Here is a 20,796-nt window from a genome sequence, read left to right as displayed (position 1 = left end):
CTCAGCACTCCGCGTTCCGGTGGACGGCCCAGGTCCCCAGGGCGTGGAGCCCCAGCGCCGACCAGTTCCGGGGCAGGTCCCCCCGCAACCGCCCCCAGCCCTCGTCGACCAGCGCGCGGCACTCGTCCTCGCAGGCCCGCACCGCGCCGCAGGCGATGAGCTCGTCGGCGATCTCCGCGGCCTCCGCCTCGTCCGCCACGCCTGTCCGCACGCGTTCCCAGATCACGCGTACGCGGTCGGGGGGCAGGAGGGCGACGGCGTGGGCCAGGGGCATCGTCACCTTGCCCTCCCGCAGGTCCTCGGCCCGGAGTTTGGTGGACGTCAGCGCTCCGGAGGGGTCGCGCACGGTGACCCCCCTCAGGTCCAGCATGTCGTCTCCGATCTGGAAGGCCAGGCCGACCTTCTCCCCGTAGACGCGGACGCCCCGGAGCTGCTCCTCGGAGGCACCGGACAGGAGCGCGGCGATCTCGGCCAGGCTGCGTATGGGCAGGGCCGTCTTGAGGAGGTGGGCGGTGCGGATCCGGCTCAGGAGGGGGTCGGCCTCACCGGTGCGCACGGCCTCGTCCATCGCGGCGGCGTGGCCGGTGATGTCCAGTGCCTGGCCCGCGTGCCCGGCGCGCATGATGCCCATGACGATCCGGTACACGGCCAGGAGCAGGCGGTCGTCCCCGCGCACGAGCGGGGGGAGGACCTGGTCGACGAGGAAGTAGGCGTGCGTCCCGGCGTTGATCGTCAGCGCGTCCCCGAACACCGTGTGGGCGGCGGGCCGCCCCCTGCGCATGGGCGAGCGGTCCTGGATGTCGTCGATCATGAGGTTGCCCGTCTGGAGTGCCTCGATGACCGCGAGCATGGGCCGGAGCCGTTGGGGGTCTCCTCCGTACAGGTCCACGATCTGCAACCACAGGTAGGTCCGCATGCCCTTGCCCGCGCCGTCCGTGGTGTGGCGGAGGGGGCGGACGAGCGCGGCGTGCAGGTCGTCCGCCGTCGAGGCGTCGAGCACCCCGGGGCGCTCCTCCAGACCCGCGAGTGCGGTGAGGGCGTCCCGGTCCGGGCGGTCGGGGTAGACGCGCCTCAGTTCCTCCCTCACCACGGCCTCTATACCGCGCATGTGGGGCTCGAAGCGCGTGATCCTGCCGGCCGGGCGGGATTCCAGGTGTCCGCGTCCGCGGACGGGCACACCGTCCCGGACGCCCTCGACGTCGGCGTGGGCCACGAGGGTGCCGGTGCCGTGGAGGAGGGCGCGGGACTCCTGGGAGGGGGACCACGCCCGCACCCGCAGGCGCAGACCGCCGTGGGCCTCGATCACCCACTCGGTGACGTGGACGCGCAGGCTGGCCAGGGAGGTCCAGGTCGCGGCGTCGGTCACGCTCGCCCGCACCGTCGTGCAACCCCCCTCCGGCGAGTGCAGCAGGACCTCCACCGGCTCGGTGCGGGTCCGCCCCGTGAGGGCGTCCACCCGGCCGCGCCGCGTGGCGGTGACGGTCCATCCGTCGTCCAGGAGCGCCACGGCACGGGTCCACACGGGTTCGCTGTCCGGGACCGGTCCGGCCGCGTCGCGGGGAGCGTCCGGCAGGACGCGCTCGTACCAGCCCGTACCGTGGACGGGCCGCTCCCCGTCGGCATCGGTCCGGGTCCCCTCCACGACGACACGCGGCACGACCCGGGACGGCCGCGCCGAGGGGAGGCCGTCCACGGCCGTGTGGGGGGACGCGGGCGCCGCGGGGGTGAGACGCAGGCGCCAGGAGCCCTCGTCGCCGCGCAGGTCGAGGAGGAGGCGGTCCCCGTCCGCGCGCAGGCGGACGACACCGCCGTAGTCGAGGTCGAGGCGGTCCTCGGCCGCCACCACGGGCCCGGGCAGCTCGCGGTCGGGGTACAGCCCGTCGCCGGGCTTGAGGAGGTCCAGCATCGCGGCGCGCACGCTGCGGTCCAGGAAGGGGTCGTTCTCGGCCGCGGCGCGCGCCAGGTCGAGGAACCCGGTGTCCGTCCAGGAGGCGTCGGCACGGTGGCCCGTCCCCCGGTCGCGGACGTGCCAGGTGGCGGCGTGGGCGTGGGTGGGGCGGCCGTCCGCGCTCTCGGCCCCGTACCGGGCCACATGGACGGTGAGGCCGACGGTGGCGCCGCCGTCGTCGAGCCAGGTGACGAACCGCCAGTAGCCCTCGTCGTGGTCCGTCCCCGGCGGGGTGCGCGCGGCGGCGCCGGCGCGCGCCCGCCGGTCCGTGTCGTCCTCGGGCGTCGTCGCCATGCTCACACGTCTCTCCTCACGGAAGAAGGTCGACAGACCGCTGCTGTTTTCCGAACGGACCGTTCTCCCGAAGGGGGCACAGGGCACGGGAACAGAAACCACCCCGTGCCCGACACCCTGAAATACGGCCCACCGGCGAATCTATCGCGCCGGAGGGCTTTTCTTTCCGGTTCCCCCGGAACGGCCCTCCGAACTGCGTTATCCGGCACGACAAAACACCGACGAGGGAGCAACTAGTGGAACAAATTCTTCTATTTCACAAAAGGGATTTTCGACTCAGGCGCCTTCGGAAATGACTTTGTCCTGATCTTTCGCCGCGGTCGTCGGGAGGAGCACAGGGACACGGACGCGGGCGTGCCCTCGGGGGCGGGTCCGGTCCCGCCCCCGAGGGCACGCGGCGGTGCTGCGTGGGCGGCCGGCAACCGGACCGGGCGGCGAACGCGTCCCCCGGGACCGGCGCGGAGCACCCGGCGGAACCGGCCCGGAGGGGCGGGGTCCACGCCCCTCCCCTCCGGGTCGGTGTCACCGGCCAGGCCTCACCGGAACCCGGCGGGAAGGGACATGAGGTCGATCCCCCACATGAGCGGCAGCATGTAGAGCGTGCCCGCGACGATGAGGGCGAGGGCGATGACGTTCAGCCAGAACCCGGTCCTGACCATCTCCATGATCGTCACCCGGCCGGTGCCGAACATGATCGCGTTCGGAGGGGTGCCCACCGGAAGCATGAACGCGCAGTTCGCGGCCATCGCGCAGGGGACCATCAGCGCGTAGGGGTGAACGTTCAGCGAGATCGCGAAGGCCGCCATGACGGGGAGGATCATCGTCGCCGTCGCGGCGTTGGAGGTGATCTCCGTCAGGAACAGCACGAGGGCGGTGGCGATGACGATGACCAGGACCACGTCGATCCCGTCGAGCGTGCGCAGCTGCTCGCCGATCCACGCGGACAGGCCGGTCTCGACGAACCCCGCGGCGATGGCCAGCCCGCCGCCGAACAGCAGGAGGATCCCCCAGGGGATCTTCTTCGAGTCCTCCCATCGGAGGATCTTCCTCTCCTCGTCGTTGCGCGACGGAAGAGTGAACAGCACCACCGTGGCGACGACGGCGATCACGCCGTCGCTGATGCCCGGGAGGAGGTCGTCCCAGAGGAACGAACGGGTCACCCACATGAACGCCGCCCCGAGGAAGACGACGAGCACGGCCTTCTCCTCGGCGGACATCCTGCCGAGGGACCTCCTCTCCCCCCGGATGATCTCCTTGCCGCCGGGGAGGTGCTTGAACCGGACCTTGAACACGACGCCCGTCAGGTAGAACCACGCGAAGGCCATGAGCACAGCGGCGATCGGGACTCCGAACACCATCCATCCGCCGAACGAGATGCTCTCGCCGAAGAGTTCCCCGACGGTCGCCGAGAGAATGGCGAGCGGCGGCGTCCCGATGAGCGTCCCGAGACCGCCGATGGTGGCCGCGTAACCGATACCGAAGACGATGGACTTCTCGAACTTCGGCAGGTCCGCGGCGAATTCCCCGCCCCGCAGCGAACGGGCGGCCTGGTAGACGACCGCCAGCCCCACGGGGATCATCATCATCGTGGCGGCCGTGTTGGAGACCCACATCGACAGGAAGCCCGTCGCGACCATGAACCCGAGGACGATACGGCGCGGACTCGTACCGATCGCCGCGACGATCGAGAGGGCGATGCGTTGGTGGAGGTTCCACTTCTCCATCGCGATCGCGATCGAGAAGCCCCCGAGGAACAGGAAGATGATGTCGTTGCCGTACGCCGCGACCACCGCGTCCCCGCCCAGCGCACCGGTCAGCGGCAGGAGCACGATCGGGAGCAGGGACGTGACCGGGATGGGGATCGCCTCCGTGATCCACCAGGTCGCGACCCACAGGGTGGTGGCGAGGACCGCCCGCCCCTCCGGCGAGAGCCCCTCGGGCTCGAAGAACACGAGCGTCACCGCGAAGAGCAGCGGCCCGAGTACCAGTCCGATGACGCGTGCGGGCGTGTACCCGGGTCCGGGATCCCCGGAGCCCCGGGCCGGTCCCGGGCCCTCCGGGGCGCCGGGGGCCCGCTCGGAGACTCCGCCGCCCCCGGGGGACGACGCCACCGGCTCCGGCCCCGGTGCCTTCCTGCGGCTGGAGAACGTCAGGAGCTCTTTGATCTCGCGGTGCGAGGCCCACAGGTTCCCCCGGAGGGGATACAGGTAGGAGTGTGCCATTGCCGTACCTTCTTCGGTCTCTTGCTCGGCGCGACTTGCTGCGGGGGGGGTCGGCGCGGGGGGTACGCGGGTCGACATCGGCCATGAGGGAAAAGGGGGACGTGGGCACTCCGCCGGGGAGCCCAGGGGTCCGTCGTCGGTCATGGGGCCGACTTCGTCGGGGGTCGCCGCGGGGACGGTCGTCCAGACCGCCCCGGGGCGGTCGCGGGTGTCGTCGGGACCGGCGGCCCCGCCTCCGCGGACGGTTCGGGGCCGCCGGTCCCGGCCGGTCAGGCGTGCAGGCCGCGGAGGAGGCGGTGGAACTCCGCCTTGCCCTCGAGCCCGATGCCCGGCAGCTCCCCCGGCGCCACACGGCCGCGGGCGACCACCGCGTCGTCGGTGAAGCCGCCCGTGGGCTGGAACTCCCCGGGGTAGGACTCGTTGCCGCCGAGCTTGAGGGCCGCGGCGATGTGCAGCGAGAACTGGTGCCCCCCGTGGGGGACGCACCGGCGGGAGGACCAGCCGTGCAGGGCGAGCATGTCCAGGACCCTGCGGTACTCCGTCAACCCGTAGCTCAGCGCCGGGTCGACCTGGAGGAAATCGCGGTCCGGGCGCATTCCGCCGTAGCGGATCAGGTTCCGGGCGTCCTGCAGCGAGAACAGGTTCTCGCCGGTCGCGATGGGGTGGCGGTAGTTCTCCGACAGCGTCGCGTTGAGGCCGTAGTCCAGCGGGTCGCCGACCTCCTCGTACCAGAAGAGGCCGTACCGTTCGATGGCCCGGCCGTAGTCCAGCGCGGTCTGCAGGTCGAACTTGCCGTTGACGTCCACCATCAGGCGGGACCCGTCGCCGTCCAGGACGTCGATGACCGCCTCGATGCGCCTGAGGTCCTCGGCCAGGTCGGCGCCGCCGATCTTCATCTTGACGATCTCGTACCCGGCGTCGAGGAAGCCCCTCATCTCGTCCTGCAGGTCCTTCAGGGACTTGCCGGGCGCGTAGTAGCCGCCGGCGGCGTAGACGAAGACGTCCTCGTCCGGGTCGCCGTCACCGTAGTGGTCGGAGATCCACCGGTACAGCGGCACACCCGCGGCCTTGGCGGCGAGGTCGTGCAGCGCCATGTCCACCACGCCGACGGCGACGGAGCGCTCACCGTGCCCGCCGGGCTTCTCGTTGCGCATCATGACGTCCCACGCCGCGGCGGGCGAGAGTTCGCCGTCGCCGTCCAGCAGTTCCTCCGGCGAGGCGTCCTGCAGCCGCGGCAGCATCCGCTCGCCCAGGATGGCCGTGGCGTTGTACCGGCCGTTGGAGTTGAAGCCGTAGCCCACCAGGGGCTCCCCGTCGACCACCACGTCACTGACAAGCGCGAGGATCGTGCAGTCCATCTTGCTGAAGTCGATGTAGGCGTTGCGCATCGACGAGCTGATCGGGATGGTCCCGACATGGGCGGAAACGATCTTCATGGCCTTCTTCCTGCCGAACCAGTTCTTATAAGTCCCTTATAAGTTATGCGGAGCCTATACTGACCGAGACGGGGGTCACAAGCCCGCGAGCGAGGATTGTGTGAGAGAGGCCACGATGACCAGCGCGAACGTCTTCTCCAGCAAGGGCGGCCTGGCCTACGCGGAGCTGCGCCGCCGCATCACCTCCGGTGAGCTCGCCCCGGGATCACGCCTGTCGCAGTACGAACTGGCGGAGGAGATGGGGATGAGCATCACCCCCCTGCGCGAGGCGATCAGACGGCTGGCCAGCGAGGACTGGGTCGTGATGGACGCCCACCGGGACGTCCGCGTGGCGCCCATGAGCGCCTTCGAGGCGCGCGAGCTGCTGGAGGTCCGCTTCTCGCTGGAACCCTCCGCCACCGAGCTCGCCGCGCTGCGCCGGACGGACCGGGAGATCGCCGCGATGAGGGCGGCGGCCGACGCCCTGTTGCCGGTCACCCGCAGCTGGGGCGAGGAGGCCATCACGGCGCACCGGGCCTTCCACCGGGCGATCTACGCCGCCTCCCACAACAACGTGATGGTCAGGCTCCTGGACGACCTGTGGGACAAGGCCGACCGGTACCGGCGGATCGGGCTGGAACTGCCCGCGGGCGCCGAGCCGCGCACCATCGACCTGAACCAGCACCACAGGATCCTGGAGCTCGTCGTCGCCGGCGAGGGCGCCGCCGCGGCAGGACTGGTGCGCTCCCACATCCGCAACAGCCTGGGAGCCATGGTCACGGACGCCCTCGAGGGCCGGGAGCGCGCCTACCACCCCATCGCCGGGCGTTCGGCCTGAGGCTCCGGCCGCCCGGCCGGCGGACGGCACCGACACCGGCGCCGGGCGGGCCGCCGGCGCCCGCCGGACTCCTCCCCCGCGTCGCCGCCGCGCGTTCCCCGGCAGCCGCGGGAGTGCTCAGCGGGCCGGGGGCGCCTCCCGGGAGCGCGTCCACGCGGGCCGCACCGGCGTACCGGCGCTGCCCGCCTTCCGCGCGGTGAGGGCGAGTCCGGCGATGAGCGCCACCTCCCCCAGGTTGCCCACCGCCAGCGGCGCGGAGGGCGCCGCCGCGGTCGCGAACATGAACACCGCCCCGGCCAGCATCCACGCGCTCCGCGCACGGACCAGCAGCGCGGCGCCGACCAGGATCAGCACGACGATGGCCGTGACGGAGGGGATCGGCACGGAGGACTCGGCGGCGGAGTAGCGCAGCGCGTCCCCCTCCCGGCCGGGGACCAGGGTGAGCCCCACCGCCTCGGTGGCGAGGCCGTAGGCGATGAGCGCCAGCGCCAGGAGCCAGGAGGCGGCGTGGACGGCGCGCCCGCGCGCCCAGCCGAGCCCGAGGTCGCGGGCGGCTCCGACGGCGAAGACGACCAGCAGCGGTGTGACCAGGGCGTGCACGAGGAACCGGGGCAGGTTCAGCGCGTACAGCAGGTCGCCCGCACCGAGGGTGGAGCCGAGGGCGACGATCCCGTTGTCGTAGACCAGGCCCGCGGCGACGAGCGCGACGAGCCAGGTGTGGGCGGAGCGCCGGGTGGCCGCCAGCCACACCAGCCAGAGGGTCAGGCACAGGTGTGCCAGCGCGAACACGGCGAAGACGAGGGAGGCCATCGGCGCCTTTCTATCTCGTTTTCCGAGATGGTAGCAATCCGAATCTTCGTCTCGACACAGGGCGGGACGCCCCGTCCGGCGGCGCACCGGCCTCCGGGCGGCGGCCTCAGGCCGGGGCGCCGCCGGGGCCGGGGGCCGCCCCGGGCGCAGGGCGGGGCGCGCCGGCCAGGGCGGCCAGGCACCCCTCGAAGGCCCGGTCGAGCGCGGCCAGGAGGGCGTGCCCCTTGGCCGCCGTGGCCAGCGAGGGCCTGCCGGCCACGCCCGAGGCGGTGTAGGGCGCCAGCCCCACGGTGAGCAGGTGGTCGCGCGGAGGGGTGACGTGGTCGGCGTGCTCGTAGCCCTCGCGGACCAGCTCCGGGGCCGCGTGCAGGAGCACGGAGGTCTCCAGTTCGCCGGCGTGCATGTCGCCGTCGTTGCCGGTGGCCATCCCCGCGGCCGCGCGGGCGGCCTCCCAGTCGCCGGGACAGGGGAAGAGCGCCATCCGGCCGCCGGACTCCTGGACGGTGTTGGCGAGCACGTGGTTCCCCCCGTGGCCGTTGACCAGGACGAGCCGGGTGTCCCCGAGGGAGGCGGCGATGTCGGTGACGACGGCGTGCAGGGTGGGGGCCGAGATGCTGACGGTGCCGGGCCAGGCCGCGTGCTCGTGGGAGCAGCCGACGGTGACGGGGGGCAGGACGCGCAGGCGGCGGGCGCCGGCGAGGACACGGGCCAGGACGCAGGCGACGACCGTGTCGGTGACCAGCGGGAGATGGGGACCGTGCTGTTCGAGGCTGCCCACGGGCAGCAGCGCCACCCGCGCGGCCCGCTCCCCCTCCTCCGCGCTGGTGGTCAGGGGCAGCAGGGAGCGTACGAGGTCGTCCATGGGCCCAGTATCCCGGCCGTGCGCGGGACCGCCGGAGCGCGGCGCGGCCCTGGGGCGGGTTCGCGGCCGCCCGCGCGCGACTGCCGAACCGGCCGGGCCCGACCGGGGGACCGGCCCGCCCTCAGCCGCCGAACGGGGCCTCGACCTCGTCCAGGACCTCGTCGACGACCGCCAGCAGGGCGCGCTCCCCCTCTTCGCTCCACGTGACGACCGCCGTGCGCAGCCCGGCGAGGAACACCGCGACGAGCACTCCGTGGCGCACACCCGGCGGCCCCGCCCTCCCGTCGAGGGCGGCCTCCAGGTCCTGGGCGAGCCGTGCCTGGTTGGCGAGCTGCCGGGCCAGGAGCGAGGGGTGGTCGCGGGCCAGGCGGGTGCGCGCGGCCCACTCGCGGTCCATCGGCTTGCCCCAGGACAGGTAGAGGGCGCGCACGGCGGCGCGCAGCGCGGGCCAGGCCGCCTCCTCCTGCGGCCGTTCGCGCAGGTGGCGCACGAAGGCGTCGATGTAGAGCCGCTCCCCGTGCAGCAGCGCCTCCTCCTTGCACGCGAAGTAGTTGGAGAACGTGCGGCGGGAGATGTTGGCGGCCTCGGCGATGGCCTCGACGGTGACCTGGTCGAACCCGCGCTCGACTGTGAGGCGCACTGCAGCGGTGTGTACCGCTCGTCTCGTCTCGGCCTTTTTACGTTCCCGCAGCCCCGGTGTCCTGTCCACGGTGTTATTCTACATGGAGTGCAAAAATGCCCACCATGCAGTTTTGCCCCCTGAGCAGTCTTCGCGGCCCGTCGAGGCCGCTTCCGTTCTCGCAGAGGTCGTTCTTTGAGCACTACGCGTTCCCTTACCGACACCGGGCAACCACCGATCATGCGCTCCCTGAGCGGCCTGCTCATAGTGCTCGGCGTGACGATGCTCAGCGGCACCATCGTGTCCGTGGCCCTCCCGCAGATCGTCGGCTCCCTCAACGGGACCCAGGCGCAGTACACCTGGGTGGTGACCGCCACCCTGCTGGCGTCGACGGCCTCCACGCCCGTCTGGGGCAAGCTCGCCGACCTGTTCGACAAGAAGAAGCTGCTCCAGCTGTCGATCGTCCTGTTCGTCGTGTCGTCGCTGCTGGCCGGGTTCGCGCAGACCACCGGCCAGCTGATCGCGTTCCGCGCCGTGCAGGGCCTCGGCATGGGCGCCTCCCAGGTGCTGGTGCAGGTGATCATCGCCTCGCTGGTCAGCCCGAAGGAGCGCGGTCGCCTCAACGGCTACATCGGCGGCATCATGGCCGTGGCCACCGTCGGCGGACCGCTGATCGGCGGGGCCATCACCGACATCTCCTGGCTCGGATGGCGCTGGTGCTTCTTCATCGGCGTGCCGTTCATGGTCATCGCCTCCCTCGTGCTGGGCCGCACCCTGAAGCTGGCCGACGTCCGCCGCGCCGACGCCAAGGTCGACTACGCCGGAGCCCTGCTGATCGCCTCGGGCGTCAGCACGCTGCTGCTGTGGGTCACCTTCGTCGGCAACGACTTCGCCTGGATCTCCTGGCAGTCCGGCGCCATGGTCGCCGGCAGCGCCGTCCTGCTCGGCCTGGCCGTGTGGGTGGAGTCGCGGGTCTCACAGCCCGTGATCCCGCTGCACCTGGTGGTGCGCCGGGAGACCGCCATCGCCATCCTGGCCAGCATCGCGGTCGGCATGGCCATGTTCGGCGGCGCCGTCTTCCTAGGCCAGTACTTCCAGCTCGCACGCGGCTACTCGCCCACCGAGGCGGGCCTGCTGACCACCCCGCTCATGCTGGGGGTCCTGGTCTCCTCGACCGTCTCCGGCCGCATGGTGTCCAACTCCGGCCGGGTGAAGCCGTACGTGGTCACCGGCCTGGTCTCCCTGACCCTGGGCTTTCTCCTGCTGTCCACCATCGACGAGACCACCTCGCTGCTCATCGTCTCCGCCGGGATGCTCCTCGTGGGGACCGGCGTGGGCATGTCCATGCAGAACCTGGTCCTCGTGGTGCAGAACTCCGTCCCGCTGAGCGAGCTCGGCGCGGCCAGCGGGGCCATCACCTTCTTCCGCTCCCTGGGCGGCACCATGGGCGTCTCGGTGCTGGGCGCGATCCTGGCCAACCGGGTCGGCACGAACATCTCCGAGGGGCTGGCGGGGGCCGGTGTCGACGCCTCCGCGGCGGCGGGCAGCGGGACGCTGAACCTGGCCGCCATGCCTCCGTTCGTCCGGGAGATCGTGGAGTCGGCGTACGGCTCCTCGACCGGCGACATCTTCCTCGTCGCCACGGGCATCGCCGCGGTGGGCCTCGTGGTGGGCCTCTTCCTGCCCAAGGTGCGCCTCCGCGACACCCTCGACCTGCCCGGCGCCGAGGAGGCCCCGTCGGACGGCGCGGCCGAGGACACGACCGGTGACGGGGAGGCCGAGGCCGGACCGGCCGCGGCGAACGGACGGATCCCGGCCGCCGGGAACGCCCCGGGGACGCGTGTGGTGGCGCGGGGGCAGGCCGCCCGGGTCGTCCGAGCCGCGAAGAAGGAGGACGGCACGGGCTGAGCCCGCCCCTGGCGTCCGGCGCGTCCGCGCGCCGCGGGGGCGCCTCCACCGGGAACACCTCCCGGCGGGGGCGCCCCCTCGTCGTGCCGGGCCCGAACACCGCACCGCCCGGGGCTGGGCGGGCTCCGGACCTCCCGTGCACGGGCGGGATGGACGCCGTCCGCGTGTGAGCCCCCGGGAGGGAGGGCCGGTCGGCCGTCGGACGGGAATCCGCGGACCGCCCGCCGAACGGCCGTTCCGCTGCGGGCCCGGCCGCCCGTGTGACAGCATGGCGCGCGTCACGTCCGCTTCCACGCCGAAGGGCGCCGATGAGCTACGCGGGTCTGGTCCGACCGGTCATCGACCGGGTCCACATGGGGGTGCGCGCCCTCGCGCTCCCCCGGCTGCTCCCCCTCTACGACCGGTGGGGGCGGGACCCGGGTTTCGAGACGAGCCTGTACGCCGGGCTGCTGGCCCGTCCGATGGGCGCCGCGGCGTTCGCCGCCGCGTCCGTGTACGCCCGCAAGCCCATCGCCCCGGAGATCGCGGGCACGGACGCCGACGGGGCCCGCACGCTCACCCCGCTGGGCCGGGAGGTCGCGCTGGCCGTACAGGAGGTCGTCGGCGCAGCGGCCGAGGAGCTGTGGTCGGTCGGCGTCCCCCCGAACCGCGTGTCCGTGGAGCGGCTGTGCGAGCTGACCGGGCGCCTGCTGGAGGCCGGGGCGGCCACCGGGGGTCCGGCGTTCGGCGCGATGTCCCCGCCGTACGAGCCCGAGGGGGCGGGCGCCGCACTCGTCCTGACCTCACGCCTCAGCGCGCTGCGCCACCACCGGGGGGACGCGCACCGTGCCGCGTGGGCGGCGGAGGGCCTGTCCGTCGAGGAGGTCCGGGAGCTGACCGGCGGACCCCTGTGGGAGCGGATCGAGGCGGACACGAACCGGCGGGACGAGCCCGTCTACGCCGTCCTCTCGGAGGCCGAGCGCTGGGAGTTCGCCTCGGGGCTGGGCTCGCTGCCCGACGGCCTGCGGGGCTGATCCGCCGGGGCCGCGACGGGTCCGCGCGCGCCCCGGGAGGGAGGAGGGGAGCGGCCGCCCGCGCGGACTGGGATAATCCTTCGCGCCCCCTTCCTGTCCCCACGTCCGGAAAGCCGACGGAAAGTGCAACCACTCCACCCGACCGATCCCCGGCGCGTCGGCCGCTACCGGCTCACGCACCGCCTGGGCGCGGGCGGTATGGGCCGCGTGTACCTCGCCCTCACCCCCGCCAGCAGGCGGATCGTCGTCAAGGTCGTCCTCACCGAGTACGCCGACGAACCGGACTTCCGGGCCCGGTTCGCCCGCGAGGTCGAGGCCGCCCGCCGCGTGGGCGGGTTCCACACCGCTCCGGTGGTGGACGCCGACCCCGAGGCGGAGTCGCCCTGGATCGCGAGCGCGTTCATCCCCGGCCCCTCCCTGGGCCGGGCGGTGCGCGAGCACGGCCCTCTGCCCGAGCAGGCCCTGCGCGCCCTGGCCGCGGGTCTCACCGAGGGCCTGGAGGCCATCCACGCCTGCGGGCTCATCCACCGCGACCTCAAGCCCGACAACATCATCCTCGCCTCCGACGGCCCGCGGATCATCGACTTCGGTATCGCCCGGGCCCCCGACGCCGCGCGGGTGACCATGACCGGTATGCCGGTGGGCACCCCCTCCTACATGTCCCCCGAGCAGACCGAGGGCGCGGTGGTGGGCCCCTCCTCGGACGTGTTCTCCATGGGGACGGTGCTCGCCTACGCCGCCACCGGCACGAACCCGTTCGCCGCGCCGTCGGTGCCCGCCGTCATCCGGCGGCTCATCGGCCCGGCCCCCGAGCCCGAGGGGGTGCCCGGCCCGCTGCGGGACCTGGTCGCCGCCTGCTGGCGGCACGACCCCGCGGCCCGGCCGGCGCCGGTCGAGATCCTCTCGCTGTTCGGGGACGACGACCTCAGCGGGGCGTGGCCTCCGCCGCACCTGGCCGGCCCCGGGCCGGAGGGGTCTTCCCCGGAGGCCGGGGTCCCGGCACCGGGGACCGCGCCTCCCACCGGCTCCCCCGCACCGCTGCCGCCCCCCGACACCGCCGCCCCCGGCACCCGGTCGGACGCGCTCACCGTGCTGGAGGACAGGGCCCGGGCCTCGGCCCAGGCGGGGGGTCCCGCCTCCGCTCTGAGCGCCTACCGCGCCCTGCTGCTGGAACAGCTGCGCGTCCTGGGGCCGCACCACCACGGCACGCTGTCCACCCGGCGGGAGATCGCGCACTGGACGGGGGCGCGGGGCGACGTGGAGGACGCGCAGCACGCGTACGAGGCGCTGCTGGTGGAGACGGAGCGCGTGCTGGGGCCCGACCACCTCGAGACGCTGCGGACCCGGCGGCACGCCGCCCTCCTGGTCGACCGGGTGCACGGGCACGACCGCGCCCTGCGGGTGGCCGTCCCCCTGCTGCGCGACCATGCCCGCGTGCTGGGCGGGGACCACCCCGAGACCCTGGCCCTGCGGTTCAGGGTCGTCCAGTGGGAGGCCTCCGGCGGGGACCGCGCGGGCGCCCTCGCGGCGTTGCGCTCGCTCCTGGACGACATGCTGCGCGTGCTGGGGCCCGAGCACGCCGAGACCCTGCGGTGCCGCGCCTACGTCGCCCACTGGAGCGGTTGGGCCGGGGATCCGCACGGGGCGGTCGGCCAGCTGCTCACGCTGCTCTCGGACCAGGCCCGTGTGCTCGGTCCCGACCACGAGGACACGGACCGGACGCGGGCGCTCCTGGGTGAGTGGCGGAGCGTGACGGGCTCCCCCGACCGGCGCTTCTGAGGGGTCGGCCCCTCCCGGCGTGCCGATGGTCCGGGAGGGGCGGTGGCGGGCGCGGCGCACAAGGTTCTTCCCGAAGGCGTGCCGGGGCACCGCGGCCGACCGCCCCTCCGGCCCCGGGCCGTCCGCGCCCGGACGGGCCGCGCGGGGCCCCGGGTCAGAGGGCGCCGTCGCGCACGGCCGTCTCCAGCGTCCGTTCCAGGGTCCGCAGGTACCCGCCCGTGGTGGTCCGCGCCCGGGGCGTGTCGGGGAAGGCCGTGTTGACGTGCAGGCCCGAGTGGTTGCGGTAGAACCAGAAGAAGATGCCGTCGCTGTGCGACCCCCACACGTGCCCGCACGCCTTGCGCGCGACGTGGCTCGCCCCTCCCGGGGTCCTCCTGAAGTCGAGGTAGGAGAAGAAGTTGACGGGGTAGGGCCAGCTCCTCGGTTCGGCCCCCTGCTCCGTCATCACCTCCACGGCCCGGTCGAAGGGGACGTTGACGTTCCTCAGCATCGCCAGGAGGGCCGCCCGCACCCGGGAGACGACCTCCCCGAAGTCCCCTCCGCCCGCCACGGAGAACTCGACCGGGAGCGTGTTGACGTACCAGCCCATGCTGCGGGCGTGGGCGACGCGGTTGCGGCGGCTGACGGGGAGGAGTCCGCGGTAGATCTCCGGTCCCCCCTCCTTCGCCTGGCTGACCGCCACGGCGGCCAGGATCCCGGCGGTGGGCTCGCTGCCCGCGGCCCGGCAGCGGGCCTCCAGCGCGTCGGCCCAGCGCCCGTCCAGCAGCGTGCGCGCCTCGTTGACGACGGGGTGGAGCACGCCCGGCTCGACCCCCAGGTCGAGCGGGAACCTCGGGAACACGGCGCCGTTGCGCTCCACGAACCCCTTCCAGTGGTCCAGCCGGCTGTCGTCGGGGCCGAGGGCCCGGCCGCGGCGGCGCTCCAGGGCGGCGAATTCGCCGTAGCCGCCGGTCTCGGGCAGGTCGACCGGGCGGCCCGCCGAGAACGCCTCGTAGGCGGTGGCGACGTCGTCCACGACGACGGCCGTGGACACTCCGTCCGACACCAGGTGGTCGCAGGCGAAGTACAGGGTCGTGGCCTCCTCCCCGATCATCGCCCCCATGACGAACCAGGGCCCGCGGAGGGTGTCGGTCCCCTGCAGGAACCGGTGCACGTAGTCCCGGGCCTGGGCGGACGTGGCCACGGGGCCCGCGTCGACGGCGTCGAGCTTGACCTCCTCCGGGTCCAGGACGCTGACGTCCAGGCCCTCGGCCGCCCCCTGGAACACCCAGCGCAGCACCTCGTGGCGGCGTACGAGGTGCAGCAGCGCGGCCTCGAGCGCGGGTCGGTCGAGCCGGCCCCGTATCTCGAACGACCCGCCGAGGTAGGACGGGCAGGTGATGCCCTCCTGCTCCATGTGCCGGGCGACGGCGAAGTGCTTGTCCTGGATGTAGGAGGCGCGGCGGCGCGGCCGTCCGGGGCCCGGGGCGCCCCCGTGCGTCGGGAAGGCGATCGTCCATTCCACGGCGTACCCGGGCGCGATCCGCAACTCGTCGATGGGAATCTGGAGCACAACGGCCCTTTCCTGTGGTCGGCTGCCTGGTGGCTGGCGCGCGCTGGGCCACCGGGGCCGACAGGAAGTCGAAGGGCCTTGGGAGCGGGCCGTTTCGCCGGGGCAGGGAGATCCGTCGTGCCGAGGGCAGGGCGGCTCACTCGCACCAGGGACGGGGTTCGGTGCTGAACCGCTCATCCTTGCCCAAGATTATAACCATGAGTTACATCACTATTACACATAGTACTTGACGGATGCGTGCGTACCGGTGTTCACCGTCCGGCGGCAGGGCCTCTCCACCGGAGGGTCCGGACGCGCGCCCCGCCCGCGCGGGAGCGGAGCCGCGTCGGGGACCGGGACGGGAGCCGGACCCGCGCCTCCGCGCCCGGAAACGGCCGCGCCGCCCCCGCGTGCGGGCCGCCCCGGGCCCGTTCGCGAGGGACGGGGCCCGGGGCGGCCGGGTGGAGGGGCGGCGGACGGTTCCGGGCGCGGCGCCCTACCCCCGCAGGAGGCGCTCGGCGGCCTGCCACGGCGCGGCGGGGCCGCTCGGCTCGTAGCGGCGCGTCACGGTGGAGTCCGCGACGATCCGGCGCAGATCCGCCAGGCCGCCGTGGACCTCCCCGACCGCCCGGGCCTGCACGAGCAGGTTGCCGACGGCCGCTCCCTCGGCGGGGCCCGCGACGACCGGCAGGCCGACGGCGTCGGCGGTGAGCCGGCACAGCAGGGCGTTGTTGGCCCCCCCGCCCACGACGTGCACCACGTCCACGCGCCTCCCGCTCAGCTCGGAGGCCTGGCGGACGGCCCGCCGGTAGGCCAGCGCGAGGGAGTCGAGGACGCACCGCGTCGTCGCGGCCTCGTCCGCGGGGGGCTCCTGCCCGGTCTGCGCCGCGAACTCGCGGATGCGCGCCGGCATGTCGCCCGGCGGCAGGAACCGGGGGTCGTCCACGTCCACCACGCAGGACAGTGCGGGCACCGCGGCGGCGCGGTCCAGCAGGGCGGCCAGGTCGACCTCCCCGCCCCACACGCGCAGGCACTCCTGGAGCACCCACAGGCCCATGACGTTGCGCAGGTAGCGGACGGTGCCGTCCACGCCGAGCTCGTTGGTGAAGTTGGCGGCCCGGCTCTCCTCGGTCCGGACGGGCGCGTCCAGCTCCACACCGACCAGCGACCACGTCCCCGAGGAGACGTAGGCGAAGTTCGGCGTGGCCGCCGGCACCGCCACGACCGCGGACGCGGTGTCGTGGGAGCCCACCGCCACCAGGGGCGTCCCGGCCGCCGCGCCCACCGCGTCCCGCCGGAGCAGGGGGCCGACGACGGTGCCCGGCTCGACCAGGCCCGGCAACAGTCGGCGCGCCGGAACCCCGAAGGGCCCCTCCAGGACGTCCAGGCACGCGTCGGCCCAGGCGCGCGCGTCCACGTCGACCAGGCCCGTGGTGGAGGCGTTGGTCAGCTCCGCCACCCGTTCCCCCGTCAGCCAGAACCCCAGGAGGTCGGGGATGAGCAGCAGGTCGCCGTCCAGGGCGGCGAGCCGGCCGCCCTCGGACGCGGCCGCCAGCTGGAAGACCGTGTTGAACGGCTGGACCTGGAGGCCGTTGACGGCGTACATCTCGGCGGCGGGCAGGTGCTCGAACACCCGCTCCGGGGCGCCCGCCGTCCGCGCGTCGCGGTAGTGCACCGGGTTGCCGAGGAGCGCGGCGTCGCCGTCGAGCAGCCCGTAGTCGACCGCCCAGGAGTCGATGCCCACCGAGGCCAGGCCGCCGTGGGGCTCGGCGGCGCGGCGCAACCCCTCCAGGACGCCGCTGTACAGGGACAGGATGTCCCAGTACAGGGTGTCGCGCCCCCGCGCGGGCACCGGGACGGGCCCGTTGGGGAAGCGGGCGACCTCCTCCGTGTGGAGCCGGCCGCCCTCCAGGCGGCCGGTGATGACCCGGCCGCTGGAGGCGCCGAGGTCGACGGCGGCGTGGACGGCCGGGCCCGTCCCGGGGGTGCGGGCGGCGCTCATCGCAGGAACGCGGCGGCCACGCCGCTGTCGACCGGGATGTGCAGGCCGGTGGTGTGCGAGAGCTCCCCGGCGGTCAGGGCGAACACGGCGTTGGCGACGTGCTCGGGCAGCACCTCGCGGCCCAGGATGGTGCGCTGGGCGTAGAACGCCCCCAGGTCCTTCTCCTCGACCCCGTAGACCTTGGCCCGCTGGGCGCCCCAGCCCCCGGCGAAGATCCCGGAGCCGCGCACGACACCGTCGGGGTTGACCCCGTTGACGCGGATGCCCCGGCCGCCGAGTTCGGCGGCGAGCAGCCGCACCTGGTGGGCCTGGTCGGCCTTGGCCGCGGAGTAGGCGACGTTGTTGGGGCCGGCGAACACGGCGTTCTTGGAGGCGATGTAGACGATGTCGCCGCCCATGCCCTGGGCGGTCATCACCCGGGCGGCCTCGCGGGAGACCAGGAACGAGCCCTTGGCCATGACGTCGTGCTGGAGGTCCCAGTCGCGTTCGGTGGTCTCCAGGAGGGGCTTGGAGACGGACAGCCCGGCGTTGTTGACGACCAGGTCGACGCCGCCGAAGGCCAGTGCGGCCTCCTCGAAGGCCCGCGCGACCGCGTCGGCGTCGCTGACGTCGCAGGCCACGCCGACCGCGATGTCGGCCCCGCCGAGTCCGGCGGCGGCCTCGGCGGCCCGGTCGGCGTCGAGGTCGGCGACGACCACGCACGCGCCCTCGGCCGCGAGCCTGGCGGCGACGGCCCCGCCGATGCCGCCGGCCGCGCCGGTGACGAGGGCGACGCGGGAGGCCAGGGGCTTGGGCCGGGGCAGCCGGGCGAGCTTGGCCTCCTCCAGGGCCCAGTACTCGATGCGGAACTTCTCCGACTCCTCGATGGGGCGGTAGGAGGAGACGGACTCGGCGCCGCGCATCACGTTGACGGCGTTGACGTAGAACTCGCCGGCGACGCGCGCGGTCTTGGCGTCCTTGCCGAAGGAGAACATGCCCACGCCGGGGACCAGCACGATCGCGGGGTCGGCGCCGCGCATGGCGGGGCTGTCGGGGCCCGCGTGGCGCTCGTAGTAGGCGCGGTACTCGTCCCGGTAGGCCGCGTGGAGCTCCTTCAGGCGGGCGACGGCGTCGTCGAGGGGGGCGTCGGCCGGCAGGTCGAGGACCATCGGGCGGACCTTGGTGCGCAGGAAGTGGTCGGGGCAGGAGGTGCCGAGGGCGGCCAGGCGCGGGTGCTCCGCTCCGGCGAGGAAGTCCAGGACCACGTCGGCGTCGGTGAAGCGCCCGACCTGGGGGTGGTCGGTGGAGGCCAGGCCGCGCAGGACGGGGGCCAGTGCGGCGGCCCGCTCGCGGCGCTCGGCGGCGGGCAGCGCGCCGTAGCCGGGCAGGGGCGGCCCGAAGGGCCGGGGGCGCCCGCGTTCGGCGAGGAACGCCTCGGCGGTGCGGATGATCTCCAGGGAGTTGGCCTGGCACTGCTCGCTGGTGTCGGCCCAGGAGGTGATGCCGTGGCCGCCCAGGACCGCGCCGATGGCTCCGGGGTTCTCCTCGGCGATCCGGGCGATGTCCAGGCCCAGCTGGAAGCCGGGCCGCCGCCAGGGCACCCAGACGACGCGGTCGCCGAAGCACTCGCGGGTGAGCCGCTCGCCGTCCTCGGCGGTGGCCAGGGCGATGCCGGAGTCGGGGTGCAGGTGGTCGACGTGGGCGGCGCGGACGAGGCCGTGCATGGCGGTGTCGATGGAGGGGGCCGCGCCGCCCCTGCCGAACAGGCAGTGGTCGAAGGCGGCGACCATCTCGTCCTCGCGCTCCTCGCCCGGGTAGACGTCGACGAGGGAGCGCAGGCGGTCCAGGCGCAGGACGGCGAGGCCGTCCTCGGTGAGGGTGCCGAGGTCGCCCCCGGAGCCCTTGACCCACAGGAGTTCGACGGGCCGTCCGGTGACGGGGTCGGTCCGGGTGCCGGCGGCGGAGGTGTTGCCCCCGGCGAAGTTGGTGTTGCGCGGGTCGGCGCCCAGGGCGTTGCTGCGGGCGATGAGCTGGTCGACGACGGAGTCGGGCACGGTGCTGTCTCCCTGAGGGGTGCTGTGGTCGGTGGGTGCGTCCGGCTCGCTCACGCGCCCCACCCGGCCTGGGTCCCGCCCCTGCGCTCGTCGGTGACGCGCTCCATGTAGCCGGAGCGGGCGTGCGCGGCCATGGGGTCGGCGTCGAGCCCCCGGTCCTCGCGCATCTGGGCGAGCATCGGCCGGACGTCGGTGTTGTAGGCGTCCATGAGGGCGGCGTTGGCGGCGAGGACGTCGCCCTCGCGCTGGGCGGCGGCGAGCGCGTCGGCGTCCACGAGCAGGGCCTTGGCGGTGGCCTCCTGCACGTTCATCACCGAGCGGATCTGTCCGGCGATCTTGGGCTCGATGTTGTGGCACTGGTCGAGCATGAACGCGACGCCGGTGTCCTCGGCCGTCCCGCCGCCCCTCACGACCTCGTACATGATGCGGAACAGCTGGAAGGGGTCGGCGGCGCCGACCATGAGGTCGTCGTCGGCGTAGAAGCGCGAGTTGAAGTCGAAGGCGCCGAGCCTGCCGGCCCTGAGCAGGAACGCGACGATGAACTCGATGTTGGTGTGCGCCGCGTGGTGGCCGGTGTCGACGCAGACCACGGCCTTCTCGCCGAGTTCGAGGCAGTGGGCGTAGGCGGTGCCCCAGTCGGGGACGTCGGTGGCGTAGAAGGCGGGCTCGAAGAGCTTGTACTCCAGGAGGAGGCGCTGGTCGTCGCCGATCCGGCCGTAGACCTCCGCCAACGCCTCGGCGAGGCGGTCCTGGCGCGCGCGCAGGTCGTCCTGTCCGGGGTAGTTGGTGCCGTCGGCGAACCACAGCTTGAGGTCGCGGGAGCCGGTGGCGTCCATGACGTCCACGCACTCCAGCAGGTGGTCGACCGCCTTGCGGCGGACGGCGGGGTCGGGGTTGGTGACGCTGCCGAGCCGGTAGTCGTCGTCCTGGAAGACGTTGGCGTTGATGGTTCCGATGCCCACGCCCAGGTCGCGTGCGTGGGCGGCGAGCGCGGCGTAGTCGTCGACCCGGTCCCAGGGGATGTGGAGGGCGACCGTGGGGGCGGCGCCGGTGAGCCGGTGCACCTGGGCGGCGTCGGCGATCTTCTCCCAGGGGTCGCGCGGGACCCCCGGCTGCGCGAACACCTTGAACCGGGTGCCGGAGTTGCCGAAGGCCCAGGAGGGGAGTTCGATGTGCTGGCGCCGCAGGACGGCCAGGGCGTCGGCGCGGCGGTCGGAGGGTGCTGCCACGGTGGGCTCCGTTCGGGGGACCTGCCGGTCGGACCGGCGTCATTGAATCGTTTCACTCAGGTTTCGCCGAAACTACCTCCAGCTCTTCCCGTGTGTCAATATCCCTCCAACACAGAGGGGATGACGTGCATGCATGTGGTCTTGAAACGTTTTATGAACGGGGGTGCCGAGACGACGCCGGCGGGCCCGCCCCCCGGGGCCGGGCCCCCGGGGCGGGGCGGGGGGGGGGCGGCGCAGGCGCCCGGGGGCCTACGGGCGCCGGGGGGGAGCATGAATGGGGGGAAGAGCGCGTC

Annotated in this window: 14 protein-coding genes; 4 read left to right on the top strand and 10 right to left on the bottom strand. The window is 73.7% G+C overall.

The window, feature by feature from the left end; genetic code table 11:
• Position 1: 1 nt before the first annotated feature.
• From ABZ234_RS22710 to ABZ234_RS22700, 3 genes are all read right to left on the bottom strand, one after another.
• Positions 2-2,242, bottom strand: a complete 2,241-nt coding sequence (locus ABZ234_RS22710; protein ID WP_355013390.1) for a polyprenyl synthetase family protein — start codon at positions 2,240-2,242, stop codon at positions 2-4.
• A gap of 536 nt (positions 2,243-2,778) precedes the next feature.
• A complete protein-coding gene (locus tag ABZ234_RS22705; protein ID WP_355013364.1) occupies positions 2,779-4,464 on the bottom strand; it encodes an SLC13 family permease in 1,686 nt (561 codons plus the stop codon).
• Between the two features lie 269 nt (positions 4,465-4,733).
• Entirely contained in the window at positions 4,734-5,900 is a 1,167-nt protein-coding gene (locus tag ABZ234_RS22700) for an enolase C-terminal domain-like protein (RefSeq protein ID WP_355013363.1), read from the bottom strand.
• 115 nt (positions 5,901-6,015) lie between these two features.
• Here ABZ234_RS22700 and ABZ234_RS22695 point away from each other — a divergent pair, with 115 nt between their 5' ends.
• Entirely contained in the window at positions 6,016-6,717 is a 702-nt protein-coding gene (locus ABZ234_RS22695) for a GntR family transcriptional regulator (protein ID WP_267949854.1), read from the top strand.
• Positions 6,718-6,834: 117 nt separating this feature from the next.
• Here ABZ234_RS22695 and ABZ234_RS22690 read toward each other — a convergent pair whose 3' ends face one another.
• The 3 genes from ABZ234_RS22690 to ABZ234_RS22680 form a co-directional block, all read right to left on the bottom strand.
• Positions 6,835-7,527 (bottom strand): hypothetical protein, encoded by a 693-nt coding sequence (locus ABZ234_RS22690; protein WP_355013362.1) that lies wholly within the window; start codon positions 7,525-7,527, stop codon positions 6,835-6,837.
• Positions 7,528-7,633: 106 nt separating this feature from the next.
• Positions 7,634-8,389: a creatininase family protein gene (locus ABZ234_RS22685; protein ID WP_355013361.1), complete on the bottom strand. Its 756-nt coding sequence runs from the start codon at positions 8,387-8,389 to the stop codon at positions 7,634-7,636.
• A 121-nt stretch (positions 8,390-8,510) separates the two neighbouring features.
• Positions 8,511-9,029, bottom strand: coding sequence for a TetR family transcriptional regulator (locus ABZ234_RS22680; protein ID WP_355013360.1), 519 nt, complete (start codon positions 9,027-9,029; stop codon positions 8,511-8,513).
• 219 nt (positions 9,030-9,248) lie between these two features.
• Between ABZ234_RS22680 and ABZ234_RS22675 the strand changes: the two genes are divergently transcribed.
• The 3 genes from ABZ234_RS22675 to ABZ234_RS22665 all read left to right on the top strand — a co-directional run bounded on the left by ABZ234_RS22675 (position 9,249) and on the right by ABZ234_RS22665 (position 13,708).
• A complete protein-coding gene (locus tag ABZ234_RS22675; protein WP_267949850.1) occupies positions 9,249-10,916 on the top strand; it encodes an MDR family MFS transporter in 1,668 nt (555 codons plus the stop codon).
• 308 nt (positions 10,917-11,224) lie between these two features.
• Positions 11,225-11,929, top strand: coding sequence for a hypothetical protein (locus ABZ234_RS22670; protein ID WP_355013359.1), 705 nt, complete (start codon positions 11,225-11,227; stop codon positions 11,927-11,929).
• 123 nt (positions 11,930-12,052) lie between these two features.
• On the top strand, positions 12,053-13,708 hold the full coding sequence (locus ABZ234_RS22665) for a protein kinase (protein WP_355013358.1): 1,656 nt from the start codon (positions 12,053-12,055) through the stop codon (positions 13,706-13,708).
• 154 nt (positions 13,709-13,862) lie between these two features.
• Here the strand turns inward: ABZ234_RS22665 and ABZ234_RS22660 are convergent, their stop codons facing one another.
• The 4 genes from ABZ234_RS22660 to rhaI all read right to left on the bottom strand — a co-directional run bounded on the left by ABZ234_RS22660 (position 13,863) and on the right by rhaI (position 20,503).
• Entirely contained in the window at positions 13,863-15,260 is a 1,398-nt protein-coding gene (locus ABZ234_RS22660) for a condensation domain-containing protein (RefSeq protein ID WP_355013357.1), read from the bottom strand.
• A gap of 475 nt (positions 15,261-15,735) precedes the next feature.
• A complete protein-coding gene (locus ABZ234_RS22655) occupies positions 15,736-17,241 on the bottom strand; it encodes a rhamnulokinase family protein (protein ID WP_355013356.1) in 1,506 nt (501 codons plus the stop codon).
• Positions 17,238-19,337, bottom strand: a complete 2,100-nt coding sequence (locus ABZ234_RS22650; protein WP_355013355.1) for a bifunctional aldolase/short-chain dehydrogenase — start codon at positions 19,335-19,337, stop codon at positions 17,238-17,240. The genes ABZ234_RS22655 and ABZ234_RS22650 overlap by 4 nt, the downstream gene beginning before the upstream one ends.
• On the bottom strand, positions 19,325-20,503 hold the full coding sequence (rhaI, locus tag ABZ234_RS22645) for an L-rhamnose isomerase (RefSeq protein WP_344180582.1): 1,179 nt from the start codon (positions 20,501-20,503) through the stop codon (positions 19,325-19,327). Before rhaI ends, ABZ234_RS22650 begins: the two co-directional genes overlap by 13 nt.
• Between the last annotated feature and the right edge of the window lie 293 nt (positions 20,504-20,796).

The organism is Nocardiopsis sp. NPDC006198 (assembly GCF_040613895.1).
Lineage (GTDB): Bacteria > Actinomycetota > Actinomycetes > Streptosporangiales > Streptosporangiaceae > Nocardiopsis > Nocardiopsis tropica.
The sequence above is the reverse complement of the archived record's forward strand: the minus strand, read 5'-3'. Positions and strand labels throughout refer to the sequence as shown.

What these genes read in the sequence shown, in the direction of transcription:
- ABZ234_RS22655 (WP_355013356.1), bottom strand. Translation starts at nt 17,241, where the DNA reads ATGAGCGCCGCCCGCACCCCCGGGACGGGCCCGGCCGTCCACGCCGCC.
- ABZ234_RS22690 (WP_355013362.1), bottom strand. Translation starts at nt 7,527, where the DNA reads ATGGCCTCCCTCGTCTTCGCCGTGTTCGCGCTGGCACACCTGTGCCTG.
- ABZ234_RS22700 (WP_355013363.1), bottom strand. Translation starts at nt 5,900, where the DNA reads ATGAAGATCGTTTCCGCCCATGTCGGGACCATCCCGATCAGCTCGTCG.
- ABZ234_RS22695 (WP_267949854.1), top strand. Translation starts at nt 6,016, where the DNA reads ATGACCAGCGCGAACGTCTTCTCCAGCAAGGGCGGCCTGGCCTACGCG.
- ABZ234_RS22705 (WP_355013364.1), bottom strand. Translation starts at nt 4,464, where the DNA reads ATGGCACACTCCTACCTGTATCCCCTCCGGGGGAACCTGTGGGCCTCG.
- ABZ234_RS22710 (WP_355013390.1), bottom strand. Translation starts at nt 2,242, where the DNA reads ATGGCGACGACGCCCGAGGACGACACGGACCGGCGGGCGCGCGCCGGC.
- ABZ234_RS22675 (WP_267949850.1), top strand. Translation starts at nt 9,249, where the DNA reads ATGCGCTCCCTGAGCGGCCTGCTCATAGTGCTCGGCGTGACGATGCTC.
- ABZ234_RS22685 (WP_355013361.1), bottom strand. Translation starts at nt 8,389, where the DNA reads ATGGACGACCTCGTACGCTCCCTGCTGCCCCTGACCACCAGCGCGGAG.
- ABZ234_RS22670 (WP_355013359.1), top strand. Translation starts at nt 11,225, where the DNA reads ATGAGCTACGCGGGTCTGGTCCGACCGGTCATCGACCGGGTCCACATG.